The sequence below is a fragment of the Aquimarina addita genome, from assembly GCF_039539305.1.
GTDB lineage: Bacteria > Bacteroidota > Bacteroidia > Flavobacteriales > Flavobacteriaceae > Aquimarina > Aquimarina addita.
In genome coordinates, this window is sequence record NZ_BAABCW010000012.1 from 149,897 (window position 1) to 166,438 (window position 16,542).

The 16,542-nt window shown below is 33.7% G+C and carries 14 protein-coding genes; 9 read left to right on the forward strand and 5 right to left on the reverse strand.

What is annotated here, in order from left to right; genetic code table 11:
• Nucleotides 1-59: 59 nt before the first annotated feature.
• The 4 genes from ABD816_RS14920 to ABD816_RS14935 all read right to left on the reverse strand — a co-directional run bounded on the left by ABD816_RS14920 (nt 60) and on the right by ABD816_RS14935 (nt 4,352).
• Nucleotides 60-1,760: a NupC/NupG family nucleoside CNT transporter gene (locus ABD816_RS14920; protein ID WP_344928735.1), complete on the reverse strand. Its 1,701-nt coding sequence runs from the start codon at nt 1,758-1,760 to the stop codon at nt 60-62.
• A 119-nt stretch (nt 1,761-1,879) separates the two neighbouring features.
• Nucleotides 1,880-2,497, reverse strand: coding sequence for a bifunctional nuclease family protein (locus ABD816_RS14925; protein ID WP_344928737.1), 618 nt, complete (start codon nt 2,495-2,497; stop codon nt 1,880-1,882).
• 90 nt (nt 2,498-2,587) lie between these two features.
• Complete coding sequence (locus ABD816_RS14930; protein ID WP_344928739.1) at nt 2,588-3,556, reverse strand: electron transfer flavoprotein subunit alpha/FixB family protein; 969 nt, start codon at nt 3,554-3,556, stop codon at nt 2,588-2,590.
• A gap of 49 nt (nt 3,557-3,605) precedes the next feature.
• Entirely contained in the window at nt 3,606-4,352 is a 747-nt protein-coding gene (locus tag ABD816_RS14935) for an electron transfer flavoprotein subunit beta/FixA family protein (RefSeq protein WP_344928741.1), read from the reverse strand.
• A gap of 163 nt (nt 4,353-4,515) precedes the next feature.
• Between ABD816_RS14935 and ABD816_RS14940 the strand changes: the two genes are divergently transcribed.
• From ABD816_RS14940 to ABD816_RS14960, 5 genes are all read left to right on the forward strand, one after another.
• Nucleotides 4,516-5,493 (forward strand): pyruvate dehydrogenase complex E1 component subunit beta, encoded by a 978-nt coding sequence (locus tag ABD816_RS14940; protein WP_344928743.1) that lies wholly within the window; start codon nt 4,516-4,518, stop codon nt 5,491-5,493.
• A gap of 125 nt (nt 5,494-5,618) precedes the next feature.
• Complete coding sequence (locus ABD816_RS14945) at nt 5,619-8,117, forward strand: DUF5686 and carboxypeptidase-like regulatory domain-containing protein (RefSeq protein ID WP_344928745.1); 2,499 nt, start codon at nt 5,619-5,621, stop codon at nt 8,115-8,117.
• Between the two features lie 384 nt (nt 8,118-8,501).
• Nucleotides 8,502-9,032 (forward strand): inorganic diphosphatase, encoded by a 531-nt coding sequence (locus ABD816_RS14950; RefSeq protein ID WP_344928746.1) that lies wholly within the window; start codon nt 8,502-8,504, stop codon nt 9,030-9,032.
• 118 nt (nt 9,033-9,150) lie between these two features.
• Nucleotides 9,151-11,442, forward strand: coding sequence for a sodium-translocating pyrophosphatase (locus ABD816_RS14955; RefSeq protein WP_344928747.1), 2,292 nt, complete (start codon nt 9,151-9,153; stop codon nt 11,440-11,442).
• A gap of 73 nt (nt 11,443-11,515) precedes the next feature.
• Complete coding sequence (locus tag ABD816_RS14960; RefSeq protein WP_344928748.1) at nt 11,516-12,511, forward strand: App1 family protein phosphatidate phosphatase; 996 nt, start codon at nt 11,516-11,518, stop codon at nt 12,509-12,511.
• On the opposite strand, the gene ABD816_RS14965 is transcribed toward ABD816_RS14960, so the two are convergent.
• Nucleotides 12,504-13,274: an XRE family transcriptional regulator gene (locus ABD816_RS14965; RefSeq protein ID WP_344928750.1), complete on the reverse strand. Its 771-nt coding sequence runs from the start codon at nt 13,272-13,274 to the stop codon at nt 12,504-12,506. The two genes, ABD816_RS14960 and ABD816_RS14965, sit on opposite strands and share 8 nt — an antisense overlap.
• Nucleotides 13,275-13,499: 225 nt before the next feature.
• Here ABD816_RS14965 and ABD816_RS14970 point away from each other — a divergent pair, with 225 nt between their 5' ends.
• Genes ABD816_RS14970 through ABD816_RS14985 form a run of 4 tightly spaced genes read left to right on the forward strand, consistent with a single transcriptional unit; the run spans nt 13,500 to nt 16,384 of the window.
• Nucleotides 13,500-13,874, forward strand: coding sequence for an endonuclease domain-containing protein (locus tag ABD816_RS14970; protein ID WP_344928752.1), 375 nt, complete (start codon nt 13,500-13,502; stop codon nt 13,872-13,874).
• A complete protein-coding gene (locus tag ABD816_RS14975) occupies nt 13,864-15,126 on the forward strand; it encodes a putative DNA modification/repair radical SAM protein (protein WP_344928753.1) in 1,263 nt (420 codons plus the stop codon). Before ABD816_RS14970 ends, ABD816_RS14975 begins: the two co-directional genes overlap by 11 nt.
• A gap of 4 nt (nt 15,127-15,130) precedes the next feature.
• Complete coding sequence (locus tag ABD816_RS14980; protein ID WP_344928755.1) at nt 15,131-15,895, forward strand: TIGR03915 family putative DNA repair protein; 765 nt, start codon at nt 15,131-15,133, stop codon at nt 15,893-15,895.
• 48 nt (nt 15,896-15,943) lie between these two features.
• Entirely contained in the window at nt 15,944-16,384 is a 441-nt protein-coding gene (locus ABD816_RS14985; protein WP_344928757.1) for a hypothetical protein, read from the forward strand.
• Nucleotides 16,385-16,542: the final 158 nt, after the last annotated feature.

Genomic DNA, 16,542 nt, shown 5'->3' on the forward strand with positions numbered 1-16,542 from the left:
ATGAAATAGTTATAAAAACAATCTGAAAATTATTTCATTAACAAAAAATTAACCATTATTTACCCAATAATCATTCCTGCAATCGTTGCAGAAAGTAAAGAAGCGATAGTTCCACCGATGAGAGCTTTCATTCCAAATTCAGAAAGTGTCTTTCTTTGGCCTGGTACTAATGAACCAATTCCTCCAATCTGAATCCCAATCGATGCAAAATTAGCAAATCCGCAAAGCATATAGGTAGCCATAATAACAGATTTACTATAAGTAAGGTGTAATGAGCTACTGGGGTTTTTAAGATCAGCTAATTGGATATAGCCTACAAACTCACTCGCTGCTAATTTAATACCCAATAATTGCCCCATTAACATCATATCCTCTTTAGCAACTCCTATTAACCACATTAAAGGAGCGAACACTGTTCCCAAAATAGATTCCAGCGAAAAACTTTTATAAGGTGTATGTTCTGAAATAAAAGTATTAAAAGTCGTTACTTCACCAAACCATCCTAACATACCGTTTAACATAGCTATTAAAGCTACAAATACTAAAAGCATTGCACCAACATTTGCTGCTAATTTTAAGCCTTCTGTAGTTCCGTTTGAAATCGCATCTAAGACATTAGAGCCAATCTTATCTTGCGTAACCTCAATAGTACGATCAATTTTTTCAGTTTGAGGAAATAATATTTTCGAAATTACAATAGCTCCTGGAGCTGCCATAACTGACGCCGCTAAAAGGTGCCGTGCAAACTCCAATCTTAATTGTTCGTCATTACCTCCAAGAAAGCCTATATAAGCTGCTAACACGCCTCCTGCAACAGTAGCCATCCCTCCTACCATTACCAAAAGAATCTCAGAGCGTGTCATCTGCTCTAAATACGCCTTAATCATTAACGGTGCTTCCGTTTGTCCTAAAAATATATTCCCTGCTACACTCAAACTTTCAGCTCCGGATATTCCCATCAGCTTTGTAAGAATCCAAGCCATACCTTTTACCACAACTTGTATAATTCCAAAATAAAATAAAATAGAAGTCAACGCAGAAAAAAATATGATTGTAGGCAATACCTGAAAGAGAAATATAAATCCATAACTCTCTACATCCATCATTCCTCCTAAAAGAAACTCACTACCTGCCTGAGTATACAACAGTATTTCATTAAAAATCTTACCTATAAAATTAAAAACAGATTGTATAAAAGGAACTTTAAGTACGCCAAACGCTAATACTAATTGCCCTGCTAATCCAACACAAACCGTTTTCCAATTAATTGCTTTTCGATTACTACTAAATAAAAATGCAATAAGTAATAACACTACCATCCCCAGAACACCTCTCCATAAGCTTGTAAAAGAAAAACCTTTACTAGGTATTAGTTCATTTTCTGCGATAACTGTAGCTACCTCTGCAACTTCTTTTTCAGTAGCCAATGAATACAATACATTTCTTTTGAGCAATACTAAAGTAGAATCGGTAACTTTATCAATTCTATATTTGATAATTGAGTCATTCGCTGTCTCTGGAAATAATAATAAAACATTGTTTTGAAACACATAATCACCAGTAAAAACTTCTAAACCGTCATAAAAGGAATATGAGAATTGTCCATTACCTAATTCTAAATAATCTTTTTTTCCTGTATCAAAAATTGTATCGGTACTTCCCTCAACACTTTGCAACATCCATGTTTTCTCAATGGATTGGGCAAAAATTGTAGTAAAAGTACATAAGGAGAGTAATAGAAAAAATAGTACTTTTTTCATTTAATTGATAAATTAATTTGATTACAAACGAAATAAGCAAAACTATTTATGATAGAAATAACCTTTTCGTTATGATATAAATTTAATGCATTGATTTTATTCAATACTAAAAAATAAGGTTACCCTCTTTTAGAAATCTCGTCTCTGACTCTGGCTGCCAATTCATAATCTTCATCACCAACCGCTTGCTCTAACATTTTATGCAACTCCTCTAACGACAATTCCTTATAATTTGTTTCTTTACCTACCATCTCTACATCATCTGAAATTAACTCGTCCATTAATAGATTTTCAGGATTAGTATCATCTTCGTTCTTAGGATTCACTTTTAGATAAATCCCAGCTTGATCAAGTATATTTTTATAAGTAAATATAGGAGCCTGGAAGCGTAAAGCTAATGCAATAGCATCGCTGGTCCTGGCATCAATAATTTCTTCTATCTTATCACGTTCACAAATAATACTGGAATAAAAAACACCATCTACTAATTTATGAATAATCACTTGTTTGACAACAATATCAAACCTATCTGCAAAATTCTTAAAAAGATCGTGGGTTAAAGGTCTGGGAGGCTTAATTTCTTTTTCTAACGCAATAGCAATAGACTGTGCTTCAAAAGCTCCAATAACTATTGGCAACTTTCGCTCTCCATCTATTTCACTTAAAATCAGCGCATATGCCCCATTTTGGGTTTGGCTGTAAGATATCCCTTTAATGTTCAGACGAACTAAACTCATAGTGTAAAAATCAATAAAAAAAGCTGTTTGAACAAAACGGACATATACCTGAGTTCAAACAGCCCTTTACTGGTCGCAATTTAAAAAAAATTATGCGTTATTTTCCTTAAATTCTTTTAATTTTTCAATAAGAGTAGGTACCACCTCAAAGGCATCTCCTACTATACCGTAATCTGCTGCCTTAAAGAAAGGAGCTTCAGGATCATTATTAATGACTACTTTTACTTTACTGGAGTTAATTCCCGCAAGATGCTGGATAGCACCAGAAATTCCAATAGCAATATATAAATTAGAAGCTACCGGCTTACCAGTTTGACCCACGTGTTCTCCGTGAGGTCTCCATCCCAGGTCACTTACTGGCTTAGAGCAAGCTGTAGCAGCACCTAATACATCAGCCAATTCTTCAATCATTCCCCAATTCTCAGGCCCTTTCAATCCTCGCCCAGCTGAAACCACAATCTCTGCATCAGCTATAGACACTTTATCTGTAGCCTTATCGACAGAAACTACATTTACAGCAAAATCCTGATCAGACAATGATGGTTCAAAAGCCTCTGCTGTTGCTGCTCCGGAAATTTCTTTTAAACCAAAAGCATTATTAGACAACCCTATAATCTTTGCATCCGTAGTCATTTCTGTAATGCTAAATGCTTTATTAGTAAAAGCCGTGCGCTTTACGGTAAATGGAGAAGTACTCTCAGGCAAAGCAACCACATTAGATGCATATCCTGCATTTAAATGTATTGCCAATAGGGATGCCAAAAACTTACTATCAGCACTAGAACTAACAACTACAACTTTTGCTTCTTCTTTTTCTGCTGCTTGTTTTAAAGCATCAGTATATGCTTTGGCATTAAAAGTTGATAGTTTATCGTTTTTGATCTCCAAAACTTTATCCACTCCATAGTTTCCTAAATCACCACTATTATCTGCATTAAAACTTACAGCAGTAACACTAGTCCCCAGCATCGTGGCAACTCCTTTAGCATAAGAAGCAACCTCAAAAGCTGACTTTTTAAATGCACCACCTTCACTTTCTGTATATACTAAAACTGACATATATTATTTTTTTATGTTGAACCTACAATTAAGGTATTATTTTATTCTATTATATCGCTTTTGCCTCATTATGCAACAATTCTACCAATTTACCTACCTCATCAGCAGATACCAGAGTAACTTCTCCTTTTGGTAGCGGTTTTTCAAATTTTACCGTTGTTGTTTCTTTACCTGATTCAACAGGTTCTAAGACAGTCAATGGTTTTTTACGAGCCATCATTATACCCCTCATATTAGGAATTCGAAGATCACTTTCTTCCACCAATCCTTTTTGACCACCAATCACCAGAGGTAATGAAGCAGTTGAAGTTTCTTTACCTCCATCAATCTCACGAATTGCTGTAGCCGTATCTCCTTCTATTTCTAAACCAATACAAGTATTCACAAAATTAGCATTGATAAGACCTGCAATCATACCTGGTACCATTCCTCCATTATAATCAATGGATTCACGACCTGCTATTATAAGATCGTATCCTCCGTCCTGAACTACTTTAGCTAATTGTTTTGCTACATAAAAACCATCTGTAGCCTCTGTATTTATTCTAATCGCACTATCCGCCCCTATAGCAAGCGCTTTACGCAATGTTGGCTCTGTTTCTGGACCTCCGACATTAACAACATCAACAGATGCACCTTGTTTTTCTTTAAACCACATTGCCCTGGTTAATCCGAACTCATCATTAGGATTTATTACAAACTGTACTCCATTAGTATCAAACTTAGTATCTCCGTCTGTAAAATTAATTTTAGAAGTTGTGTCTGGCACATGACTAATACAAACTAATATCTTCATTTTATATAGGTGTTTTTTGAGAATTTAATAATAAAAGCGAAGGTACAAATAAAATGTCGAATTTACTATGCATGCATAGTAAATTTTTCTTTATTACATGATTAGTACAGCATTTTAATTCCTATTTTTGCCTTTCGTATAGCACAAAAATAATTATTTATAAATGAAGACAATACAATTCAGAGAGGCAATTTGCGAAGCAATGAGCGAAGAAATGCGTAAAGATGATTCCATTTATTTAATGGGAGAAGAAGTTGCAGAATATAATGGAGCTTATAAAGCTAGTAAAGGAATGCTTGATGAATTTGGTGAAGAAAGGGTAATTGATACTCCTATTTCTGAACTAGGGTTTTCTGGAATTGCTATTGGAAGCGCTATGCTAGGTAATCGTCCAATTGTAGAATATATGACGTTTAATTTTGCTTTGGTCGGTATTGATCAGATCATCAATAATGCAGCAAAAATGCGTCAGATGAGCGGTGGTCAATTTAACATTCCTATTGTGTTTAGAGGCCCCACAGCTTCTGCAGGACAGCTAGGCGCAACACACTCGCAAGCTTTTGAAAACTGGTTTGCTAACACCCCGGGGCTTAAAGTTGTTATTCCTTCTAATCCAAAAGATGCCAAAGGATTACTAAAATCTGCCATTCGTGATAATGATCCTGTCATTTTTATGGAGAGTGAGCAGATGTATGGTGACAAAGGAGAGGTACCTGAAGGAGAATATACAATCCCAATTGGGGTTGCAGAAACTAAAAGAGAAGGTACGGATGTAACGATTGTTTCTTTTGGAAAAATTATTAAAGAAGCATATACAGCTGCTGATAAATTAGCAAAAGAAAATATTTCTTGTGAAGTGATAGATCTTAGAACAGTTCGCCCTCTTGATCTAGATGCAATTTTTACATCAGTAAAGAAAACAAACAGACTCGTAATTCTTGAAGAAGCCTGGCCACTTGCCAACATCGCTTCAGAAATTACATATCAGGTTCAATCCAATATATTTGACTATCTAGATGCACCTATCTTAAAAATAAATACGGCTGATACACCAACTCCTTATTCTCCTGTTTTATTAGAACAGTGGATTCCTAATAGTGAAGATGTTGTTAAAGCTGTCAAAAAAGTAATGTATAAATAAAATGAACCCCCTTTCTTTGCGTTCTGTAATTTTATAAAGTTGTTAAATTAAAAAAAACGGCTTGATAATTGCGACGTCAAAATTAGCTTTTTACATCGTTACATATATACGTTTAAATTTAGTAGATGAGATATTGGGTTTTAGGGGTTTTATTTTTTGTAATAGGCATTTCTTTTTTATCTGCACAAACAAAAGTGAGCGGATATGTCTATGATAGTAATAAACAATCTGTCCCGTTTGCCAATATCGTTTTTGTAAACTCTACCATTGGTACAATTACTGATGAAAATGGGAAATTCTACATGGAATCAGACCAAAATCACAGTAGCCTCAAAGTTTCTTTTATTGGTTTTGAAACCAAAATAATAGAACTTACTAAGCGTACTACGTATGAGATGGAGATCACATTAGAAGAAGAAGCAGCAGCGCTGGATGCAGTAGTTATTTATAAGGGAAAAACATCCAAAAAAAACAACCCTGCTCTTGATATCCTTCGTAAAATATGGGAGAATCGAAGGGAAAATGGAGTAAAAAAATTCAAGCAATACGCCTACGACAAATACGAAAAATTAGAATTTGATCTTAATACTATAGATAGTGCTTTGATAAATAGCAGAGTATTTAATGGTATGGAGTTTATTTTTGAAGATATCGATACTTCGCGAATATCCGGAAAGACATATTTGCCTATCTTTCTAAATGAAGCATTATCAAAAGCTTATGGTGACAATGAACTTAATGAATTTAAAGAAGTTCTGACAGGGAATAAAAATGCAGGTTTCAGTGACAATCAAACACTTATTGCCTTTGTAAAAGATCTTTATTCTGATTATGATATTTACGAAAATTATCTAAAATTCTTTGATAAAAGTTTTACTAGTCCTTTATCAAAAACTGGGATTAGTGTGTATAATTATGTGTTATCTGATAGCGCTTATATTGACAATAAATGGTGTTATAATATTATTTATTACCCCAGAAGGGAAAACGAGTTAACCTTTAAGGGAGACTTTTGGGTAAATGATAGTACTTGGGCAATTAAGGAAATCAATCTGGAGGTTACTAAAAGTGCCAATATTAATTGGGTTAAAGATTTATACATTGAGCAAGAATTTGATGTTTTGAATGATTCTATATTTTTAATTACCAAAGATTATTTTCAATCTGACTTTGCATTTAGTAAAAAAGAAAAATCCAGAGGTGTTTATGGTAAGCGAACTACATTATATGATAATTATAAATTTGATCAGAAAAAAGATAAAAAATTCTATCAAAGCCAAGTAGATCCTTATGATAAAGACATTTATAATCGGGAAGATACTTTCTGGCAAAATGCCAGAATGGAATCTCTTAATAAAGACGAGCAAAAAGTATATGAATTACTTGACACACTAAAAACAGTAAAAGCTTTTAAACGCCTTTATAATGTGGGAACCATATTAGCCTCGGGTTATGTTGACTTTAATGGTTTTGATTTTGGCCCTTTGTTTAATACTATCGGATATAATACCATAGAAGGATTTAGAGTTAGATTAGGCGGGAGAACCTATTTCACAGCAAATGATCGATGGCGTATAGAAGGTTATGGAGCGTATGGATTTAAAGATCAGAAATTCAAATATGGTATTTCAGGAAAATATCTGGTGGATAGAAAATCGAGACTGATTGTTTCTGCCGGAAATCGAAATGATGTCGAACAACTGGGTGCTAGTCTCACCAATACTAACGATGTAGAAGGGAGAAGCCTTGCTTCCTCTTCTATCGTAGCAACAGGTGATAATAGCAGACTTACGGCTATTAATCTTTCTGCATTTTCTTTACAAATTGAACCCAGGAAAAATTTTACAGTAGGTGTTTCAGGATCTTTTAGAACATTAGAACCTGCAGATCGCTCTTTATTTAGCCTAGACTTCTTAGATCCTGAAACTAATGAACTTCGCACAAAAATTAAACAAACGGAAATTGCCACAAACCTCACTTATTCTCCAGGTAGAAAAACTACCGGCTATGGTGTAGATAGAATCATTATTAATGATGGTGACTATGCACAACTCTTTTTAAACTATAGCACTGGAATAAAAGGAATCCTGGAAAGTGATTTTGAATATCAAAAAATACAATTTCTATATCAACAACCATGGAATATTGGTGGTTTTGGCAGATTAACGAGTTCATTAGAATTAGGAAAAACATTTGGAGAAGTTCCGCTAGGATTACTCAGCGTAGTCCCAGGAAATCAAACTTATTTATCTATTCAAAACACTTTTCCGCTACTCAACTTTTACGAATTTGTTACAGACACCTATGCATCTTTACATTTAGAACATAATTTTGGAGGTAGGATATTCTCAAGAATTCCACTTCTTAGAGAACTGAATTTGAGAGAATTGGTTGGTGTAAGAGGCGTGTGGGGTGAACTCTCTGATGAAAATATTGCACTGGATGCCTCTGGATTTTTACAAACAGTAGGAGCTCCTAATAACGAAGCTTATTGGGAATATAGTGCTGGTGTAGGAAATATTTTCAAAATATTCAGAATAGATTTTCATTTTAGAGGAAACTATTTCGATAATCCAGATGCCAGAAACTTTGGTATTACCGGATCTTTTGGCTTTTATTTTTAGTTTTTATAACTATTTAACTTCTGGTTTTGTGTTGCCTTATTTCATACTAACATACTAAACAACTCCTATTAATTATTGTAGGCAATTAAAAAATTGTCTGTATCATTTGCAGTCTTTTTTAAACTAATCAATAAAACATTTTTCATTATGTTAAATAAGAAAACCATTAGGTAAACAATATTCTCATTTTCTTATCAAATTTATAAAAACATTGCTTTTTAGTTTTCCTTTTCATATTGCGAAATTACTAAAACAGCCCATAGAAAAACGTTCTGGTCTTTCATAACCTTAAAATTTTGCTAAAAAAAACAATTATTCTTAATTATAAATTTTAACCGACCTGTGTTATCCCTATATTTGGCGACTATAAAAATGAGCATACCTATGAGCACCACAACTCGAGAAACTTTTGATGTATTAATAGAAATTCCTAAAGGAAGTAGGAATAAATACGAATATGATTTTGAAATAAAAAAAATCCGATACGATCGTATGATTTTTTCATCTATGATGTATCCGGCAGATTATGGATTTATGCCAGAAACTTTAGCTTTAGATGGAGATCCGCTAGATGTATTGGTTTTAGTAACAGAACCTACATTTCCTGGTTGTGTGATGGAAGTAAAACCTATTGGCGTTTTTCACATGACCGATGAGAAAGGACCTGATGAAAAAATTATATGTGTTCCTGTTTCAGACCCTGTAGCAAGTCAGATTGAAGATCTTAAAGAATTAAATCCACACCTAATAAAAGAAATAGAGCACTTTTTTAGAGTATACAAAGATTTGGAGAAGAAAAAAGTAGATGTAGGCGGTTGGGGAGATCTAGCAGAAGCTAAAGAAATTATCAAAACAAGTATTCAACGTTTTGAAGATATACCTGATAAACCTGAAGGATTATTTAGCATTTACTAAATAAAGACTTAAAAAATATAAAAAGCGCAATATTTATCCTTAAATATTGCGCTTTTTATATTTATATGATTTTATTACATTTAGACTTTCACACATACAACTAATTAAAAACACTTTTATGCAATCAAATATGATTTTTTTGCCGATAGTTTTGGCAATGTTGGGCTTACTTTTTATGTTTCTAAAAATGATCTGGGTTAAGAAGCAAGCTCCTGGTAATGAAAAGATGCAACAAATTTCTAAGAGTATTAAAGAAGGTGCTTTAGCATTCCTAGCTGCAGAATATAGGTTATTGTTGATCTTTGTAGTAATTGCCTCTATTGCATTATATGTAATCTCTATGCTGGTAGATACTACAAGTTGGATGATTATCCCAGCATTTATTATCGGTGCCATTTTTTCAGCATTAGCCGGAAATATTGGTATGCGGATTGCTACAGAAGCTAATGCCAGGACAGCAGAAGCTGCAAAAACAAGTCTTCCGCAAGCCCTAAAAGTTTCTTTTGGTGGTGGCACGGTGATGGGACTTGGCGTGGCAGGACTGGCTGTTTTAGGACTCAGTTTACTATTTATGTTTTTCACCACTCAATTTATGGGGAACCCAAGTACTTTTTATACCGATATGACTATTGTTCTGGAAGCGCTAGCTGGTTTTTCGCTTGGTGCAGAATCCATTGCATTATTTGCACGTGTAGGAGGAGGTATTTATACCAAAGCTGCAGATGTAGGAGCTGATCTTGTGGGTAAAGTAGAAGCTGGTATCCCAGAAGACGACCCTCGTAACCCTGCCACAATTGCCGACAATGTTGGAGATAATGTAGGTGATGTCGCGGGTATGGGCGCTGATTTATTTGGCTCTTACGTTGCAACCGTATTAGCAGCTATGGTATTAGGAAATTATCTAATACGAGATATTTCTATAGAAACAAACACTCCTTTTACTGATAATTTTGGAAATATGGGACCAATCTTATTACCGATTGTTATTGCAGGTGTTGGAATTCTAGCTTCAATTATAGGTACATTTTTAGTAAGTATTAAAAATAATGAGGCAAAGGAAGCACAGGTACAAAAAGCATTGGATATAGGAAACTGGGGGTCTATTATTTTAACTGTAATCGCCAGCTACTTTTTAATTGATCTTATGCTTCCAGAGACTATGCAGATGAATTTCTTTGGAGAAGAAAATGCAAGAATCATATCATCTATGAATGTCTTTTATGCAGCTCTTATAGGCCTTGCTGTAGGTGCATTAATCTCTGTTGTGACGGCTTATTATACAAGTTTAGGAAAAAAGCCTGTTATGGATATTGTTAAAAACAGTGCTACCGGTGCAGCTACTAATATTATTGCCGGACTAGCTGTTGGGATGAAATCTACATTTTTATCTGTTATATTATTTGCAGCAGCCATCTATGGCTCCTATGAATTAGCTGGATTCTATGGTGTAGCATTAGCAGCATCCGCAATGATGGCTACTACTGCTATGCAATTAGCAGTAGATGCTTTTGGACCTATAGCAGATAATGCAGGAGGTGTTGCAGAGATGAGTGAACTTGAAGATCATGTCCGTGAACGAACAGATATATTGGATTCTGTAGGTAATACGACCGCCGCTGTAGGTAAAGGCTTTGCTATTGCTTCTGCTGCTTTAACTGCTTTAGCATTATTTGCTGCCTATGTAACTTTTACTGGAATTGACGGGATTAATATTTTTAAAGCAGACGTATTAGCTATGTTATTTGTGGGTGGAATGATTCCTGTTATATTTTCTGCATTAGCTATGCAATCGGTTGGAAAGGCAGCAATGGAAATGGTACATGAAGTACGCAGACAATTCAAAGAGATCCCCGGTATTATGGAAGGTACAGGAACACCAGAATATGCTAAATGTGTTGATATCTCGACAAAAGCAGCTTTAAAAGAAATGATACTACCCGGACTCATCACAATAATCACTCCGATCATTGTTGGCTTATTATTTGGTGCAGAACCTTTAGGAGGTTATATGGCTGGTGTATGTGTTTCTGGTGTGATGTGGGCTATTTTTCAGAACAATGCTGGTGGTGCCTGGGATAACGCTAAGAAATCATTTGAAGCTGGTGTAGAAATCGATGGTGTTATGACATATAAAGGTTCTGACGCTCATAAAGCTGCTGTTACTGGTGATACTGTTGGAGATCCTTTTAAGGATACATCGGGTCCATCAATGAATATTCTAATTAAATTAACTTGCCTGATAGGTCTGGTTATTGCTCCAATTCTTGGTAATCATGAAGCTAAAAATGAAGTGACTGCTCAACGTAGTGGCGCTACGGAAATCATTGAACATAACACATTATCAACGAAATATTCATTGGAGAAACAAACTTCACAAAAAGAACCGGTTGTCATTCTTAAAAATAAGTAAAAACTACAAAAACTGATAAAAAACCTCGCTAATATGCGGGGTTTTTTATCTTTGCCAGACATCATAATTACATATGTTTAGAAAAAAACCAATTAGAATCAATACCTATCTGGGCTATGGAACCCATAAAAGACTTCGTGCCATGGGTCGGGCGTTAGAGGTAGAAAATATTGATTTCAACGGAAACACTTCCATATTTAGAACATTATGGAACATTTTTAAACAATTCGAAAGTGATAAGGTTACCCATGCGGGGATAGAACTTCATCTTTCTAACGGAAATAACACCATGACTTCTACGAACAGTCAGGGATATTATTATTTTGATAAAGAGTTTACCAAAGATACAATTGAAACAAGCCCTTCTAATTGGATTTCTTATACAGTTTCATATCATGGAAAACAAAAAAAAGAAATTATAAATGATAATGTTTTTAAGGGTGAAATGTTGATTCCTTCAAAAGATGCCGAATACGGTATTATTAGTGATATTGATGACACCATATTACACACAGGAGTAGCTTCACTATTTAAATGGCGTGTAATTACTAATACTTTTTTTAAAAATTTTGATAAACGGCTTCCCTTAGAAGGCACTGTGAACTTTTATAAAAAGCTACAATCCGGCAAAAACTCATTAGCTATTAACCCTATTTTTTATGTCAGTAATAGCCCTTGGAATCTATATGACTATTTATCCGCATTTCTTAAAAAGAATAATTTTCCAAAAGGCCCGGTTCTATTAAGGGATTTTAGAAGACCCTTTGATAAAATTCCTAAACCAAAAAAGCAGCATAAACAAACAGAAATTTTAAACCTTCTGAATCTTTATCCTCATCTACGATTTGTTCTAATAGGAGATAGTGGTGAAAAAGATGCCGATATCTATACTAAAATAGCTCTGGAATATCCTGATAGAATACTCGCAATTTATCTCAGAAACATACATAAACGAAAAGAAAAACGCATTTTTAAAATAATTAATTATTTTAAAACAACTCCGATTCTTCTATTCAAAACTTCTAAAGAAGCAGAAGAACATGCTAGAAAATGTGATTTAATCAATTAGATTTTAAATTTCTTACTTCTGAAGTCAATAATTGCATAGCATCTTGTAATTGTTTAATACTGCCTGTAGTATCATTTGCATCTATATTAAAACTTAATTTACTATTCACTTCCCAGAGTTCTTTAATCTGATGACTTTGTATGGTATAGGGCAGGTATTCAACATTTATAGAAACTAAAGTAAGTGTAGCATCTTCCATATTTTTACGCACCTTTTTTACTACAACACTATCTTCTAATACAATCACATAAATTGCATTACTTCTTAGTTCTGACAGATTATTTATAGCTTTTCCTATCACCCATTCTTTGGGTTCTAATATCGGAAGCATACTATCACCTTCTACCTGAAATCCACGATATGTAGCATTTCTGAATTCTGGCAACGGAATATCAAATGCTGGTAATTGCTGATACCAATCCACATCCTGAACATTATTAGGATATCCTGCAGCAGCTTTTACATTTACCAATACAATATTTTCATTATTATCGACATTGACAGTGACCACTTTTGGTGCCACATCTCCCGTATGCATCTGTATTCTTTTTTGTGTACTATCTCCAAACAACCAAAGCGGATTGATCCCAAACTCTTCTAAAAGCTTAGCAACAACTTTTCCAGATATTTTGGTTTTGCCTCTTTCAATATCCGCCGTGGAACTTTTAATTCCCAAAACCTTTGCAAAATCAGATTGCGTAAAATGATTTTCTTCACGGATTTGTTTAAAGCGATGAATGGTTTGGTTAGTTGATTCATCCATACAACTCAAATTTATTTACTGGTGTTTATTAATAAACGGTAATCAACTCATGAGTCTGTTTAGAATATAAAATTCAATTCATAATCAAGTTGAGTTCATTATGATCTTCCATACAAATATACTTTATTTTGGAATAATTCCAATTTTAACACAATTAAATTATTATTATATTGGAATTATTCCATAGATTTGGAAAAATTACTAGTCAACTAAACTTTCATGATAATGAATATTAATCTTCATCAACCAGAAACGGAAACTATTATAAAACATTCATTAAATAATTCTCTGTCATCTACAGAAAAATTACATAAAGAATTGATTAAAAAAGGTTTTTCTTTCTTAAGAAATTATAAAATAGATAATTATTCCTTTGATTTTTATTGTCCAGAATTAAAAATTGCTTTAGAAATCGATGGATATGCTCACGAATATTCGGATATCCATAATCAGGATGCTCCAAAAAAACTACACATCCATTCTTTGGCTATAATAGTATTAAGGTTTACAGATTATCAAATTCTAGTTGATATAGAAGAAATTATAAGAGCATTAAAATTTCAGGTACAACTTTTATCAAGAAACGCGTATGTCGTTTGATAGAATAAAAGAGAAATTATCAATTCTGGCAGATGCTGCCAAGTACGATGTTTCCTGCTCCAGCAGCGGTAGCAAAAGAGCAAATGATAGAAAGGGGCTGGGAAATACTACGCAAAGTGGAATTTGCCACAGCTATACAGAGGACGGTCGTTGTGTTTCTTTACTTAAAATTCTTTTGACTAACCACTGCATTTTTGACTGTGCATATTGCATAACCAGAAAAAGTAATGATATTAAAAGAGCAGCTTTTAAGATTCAGGAAGTTGTAGATTTGACTATTCATTTTTATCGTAGAAATTATATAGAAGGTCTATTTCTAAGTTCAGGTATTTTTAAAAGTCCTGATTACACTATGGAACGTTTAGTTTCTGTAGCAAAAAAACTACGTCAAGAAGAAAATTTTAATGGTTATATTCATCTCAAATCCATTCCTGGTGCCAGTGATGAACTTATGTATGAGGCTGGACTATATGCTGATAGACTAAGCGTTAATATAGAAATTCCAACTATTTCGGGTCTAAAATTATTGGCTCCGGATAAAAAGCATGAAGATTTCTTAAAACCGATGAAAAAAGTAAAAAATGAAATCATTAAATACAAGGCTGAACGTAAAATTTTAAAAAGTACACCTACCTATGCTCCTTCCGGGCAGAGTACTCAGATGATTATAGGAGCTACCGGAGAGAGTGACCGAGATATTATGTATTCTGCAACACATTATTATAAAGAGTACAATATGCGAAGAGTTTATTATTCTGGTTATATCCCAATCACAGAAGATAGTCGACTTCCTGGTCCTGAAACTCAGGTCCCTATTCTCAGAGAAAACAGATTGTATCAAACAGACTGGCTCCTGAGATTTTATGGCTTCTCTGTGGCTGAGCTACTAAATGAAACATACCAGAATCTTGACTTAGAAATTGATCCAAAATTAAGCTGGGCACTACGTAATCTTCATTTTTTTCCTGTTGATATCAATAATGCAGATAAAAAAATGCTTGCTCGTATACCAGGTATCGGTATGCAATCCGTTTCAAAAATCATACAAGCAAGAAAATTCAGAAAACTAGACTGGACACACCTTAAAGCAATAGGTATCGCCATGAACCGCGCCTCTTACTTTATTATTTGTAATTCTAGAGAATTCTACAGTAAGGATCTTACCCCAACAATGCTAAAACAAAAAATTTTGAAATCATCAAAGAGTAAACATAGGGCTCTTTTCAACAATCAATTAAGCCTTTTTTCTTAACAGTATGAATCAACAACACACAATATTAAAATATGACGGAAGTTTTGATGGATTTTTATGCTGTGTATTTGCTGTTTTTGAACAAAAATTATTACATCCAATTATTAGAAAAGAAAGTGAAATTGATCAGGAATTATTCACTACTACAGAAATCATTGTTACCGAACACTTAAAAGCACAAAGAGTATGGAAAAGTTTTAAAACTAAAATTTCGAAGCGACAACATACTAACCTTTTTAAAGCATTTCTTAGTGAAATTAAAGGAGTAGAAAATACCCTTTTAAAATACATTCAATATATTTTTCAACAGCACAAAACTACTGCCATTAATTATAGTAACAAAGATATTCTTACAATTAATCAAGTTGCTAAAATGGTTGGAAGAGAAAAACATAGAATGGAAGCTTTTGTAAGATTTCAATTGACAAAGGATAATATCTATGTTGCTACTGTATCTCCTGACTTTAATGTCCTCCCCTTAATTACGTCACATTTTAAGGATCGTTATGCGGATCAAAAATGGTTAATTTTTGACACAAAAAGAAACTATGGAATTTATTACAATCTACGAATAGTAGAAATTATTACTTTTGATTCTTTTACTACGATAGATGCAGATCACTACAATGAAAAGGAAATTGATTTTCAAAAACTATGGAATGTATATTACCAACATGTGAATATAGAATCCAGAAAAAACACCAAGCTGCACCTACAACATCTACCAAAGCGGTATTGGAAATATTTGACAGAAAAAATTGATATCTAAAATAAAATGCTAAATTTGGCGTTAATAACCCATATAACTATATCAATTATGAAAAAATTATTTTTAGGAGCTCTTGCTCTAACGTTAGCAGTATCAGTTTATTCTTGTAAAGAAACTGCAAAAGATGCAGAAAATGCTGCAACGGATGCTGTAGAATCAGCTGAAGAAGCATCAGAAGCTGTAGCAGAAAAAATGGAAGAAGTTGCAGAAGAAGCAACAGACGCTGTAACTAGCGCACCTACTTTTGAAGATCCTGCGGTACAAGCTTATGTAGATTCTTACGAAGCGTATTTTGCAGAATACAAAAAAGCAGCTGAAAGCAAAGACATGACTGCTTTTGCAGCTCTTAGCACAAAAGGTTCAGAACTTGGAACTAAAGCACAAGAAATTTCTGGAAAACTTACTCCAGAAAGTGCTCAGAAATTAACTGAATATATGACAGCTAAGTCTCAGGAAATGCAAGAACTTTCTAAGTTATTTACTAACTAGATTTTAGCGTAAAATATTAAATATTTATTAGAAAAAAGAGGCTGTCTAAAAAGTAATTTAGGCAGTCTTTTTATTTTGTATATTTTCAGATTTTAATTGTTGATTGTAAATTTTAGCGAAGATTTATGGGATTTTATAAAAGCAAGTTAGCTTTTATA

Coding starts and splice junctions, on each gene's coding strand:
- ABD816_RS14960 (WP_344928748.1), top strand. CDS start 11,516: ATGTTTAGAAAAAAACCAATTAGAATCAATACCTATCTGGGCTATGGA.
- ABD816_RS14950 (WP_344928746.1), top strand. CDS start 8,502: ATGAGCACCACAACTCGAGAAACTTTTGATGTATTAATAGAAATTCCT.
- ABD816_RS14930 (WP_344928739.1), bottom strand. CDS start 3,556: ATGTCAGTTTTAGTATATACAGAAAGTGAAGGTGGTGCATTTAAAAAG.
- ABD816_RS14935 (WP_344928741.1), bottom strand. CDS start 4,352: ATGAAGATATTAGTTTGTATTAGTCATGTGCCAGACACAACTTCTAAA.
- ABD816_RS14940 (WP_344928743.1), top strand. CDS start 4,516: ATGAAGACAATACAATTCAGAGAGGCAATTTGCGAAGCAATGAGCGAA.
- ABD816_RS14965 (WP_344928750.1), bottom strand. CDS start 13,274: ATGGATGAATCAACTAACCAAACCATTCATCGCTTTAAACAAATCCGT.
- ABD816_RS14925 (WP_344928737.1), bottom strand. CDS start 2,497: ATGAGTTTAGTTCGTCTGAACATTAAAGGGATATCTTACAGCCAAACC.
- ABD816_RS14975 (WP_344928753.1), top strand. CDS start 13,864: ATGTCGTTTGATAGAATAAAAGAGAAATTATCAATTCTGGCAGATGCT.
- ABD816_RS14920 (WP_344928735.1), bottom strand. CDS start 1,760: ATGAAAAAAGTACTATTTTTTCTATTACTCTCCTTATGTACTTTTACT.
- ABD816_RS14945 (WP_344928745.1), top strand. CDS start 5,619: ATGAGATATTGGGTTTTAGGGGTTTTATTTTTTGTAATAGGCATTTCT.
- ABD816_RS14980 (WP_344928755.1), top strand. CDS start 15,131: ATGAATCAACAACACACAATATTAAAATATGACGGAAGTTTTGATGGA.
- ABD816_RS14970 (WP_344928752.1), top strand. CDS start 13,500: ATGAATATTAATCTTCATCAACCAGAAACGGAAACTATTATAAAACAT.
- ABD816_RS14955 (WP_344928747.1), top strand. CDS start 9,151: ATGCAATCAAATATGATTTTTTTGCCGATAGTTTTGGCAATGTTGGGC.
- ABD816_RS14985 (WP_344928757.1), top strand. CDS start 15,944: ATGAAAAAATTATTTTTAGGAGCTCTTGCTCTAACGTTAGCAGTATCA.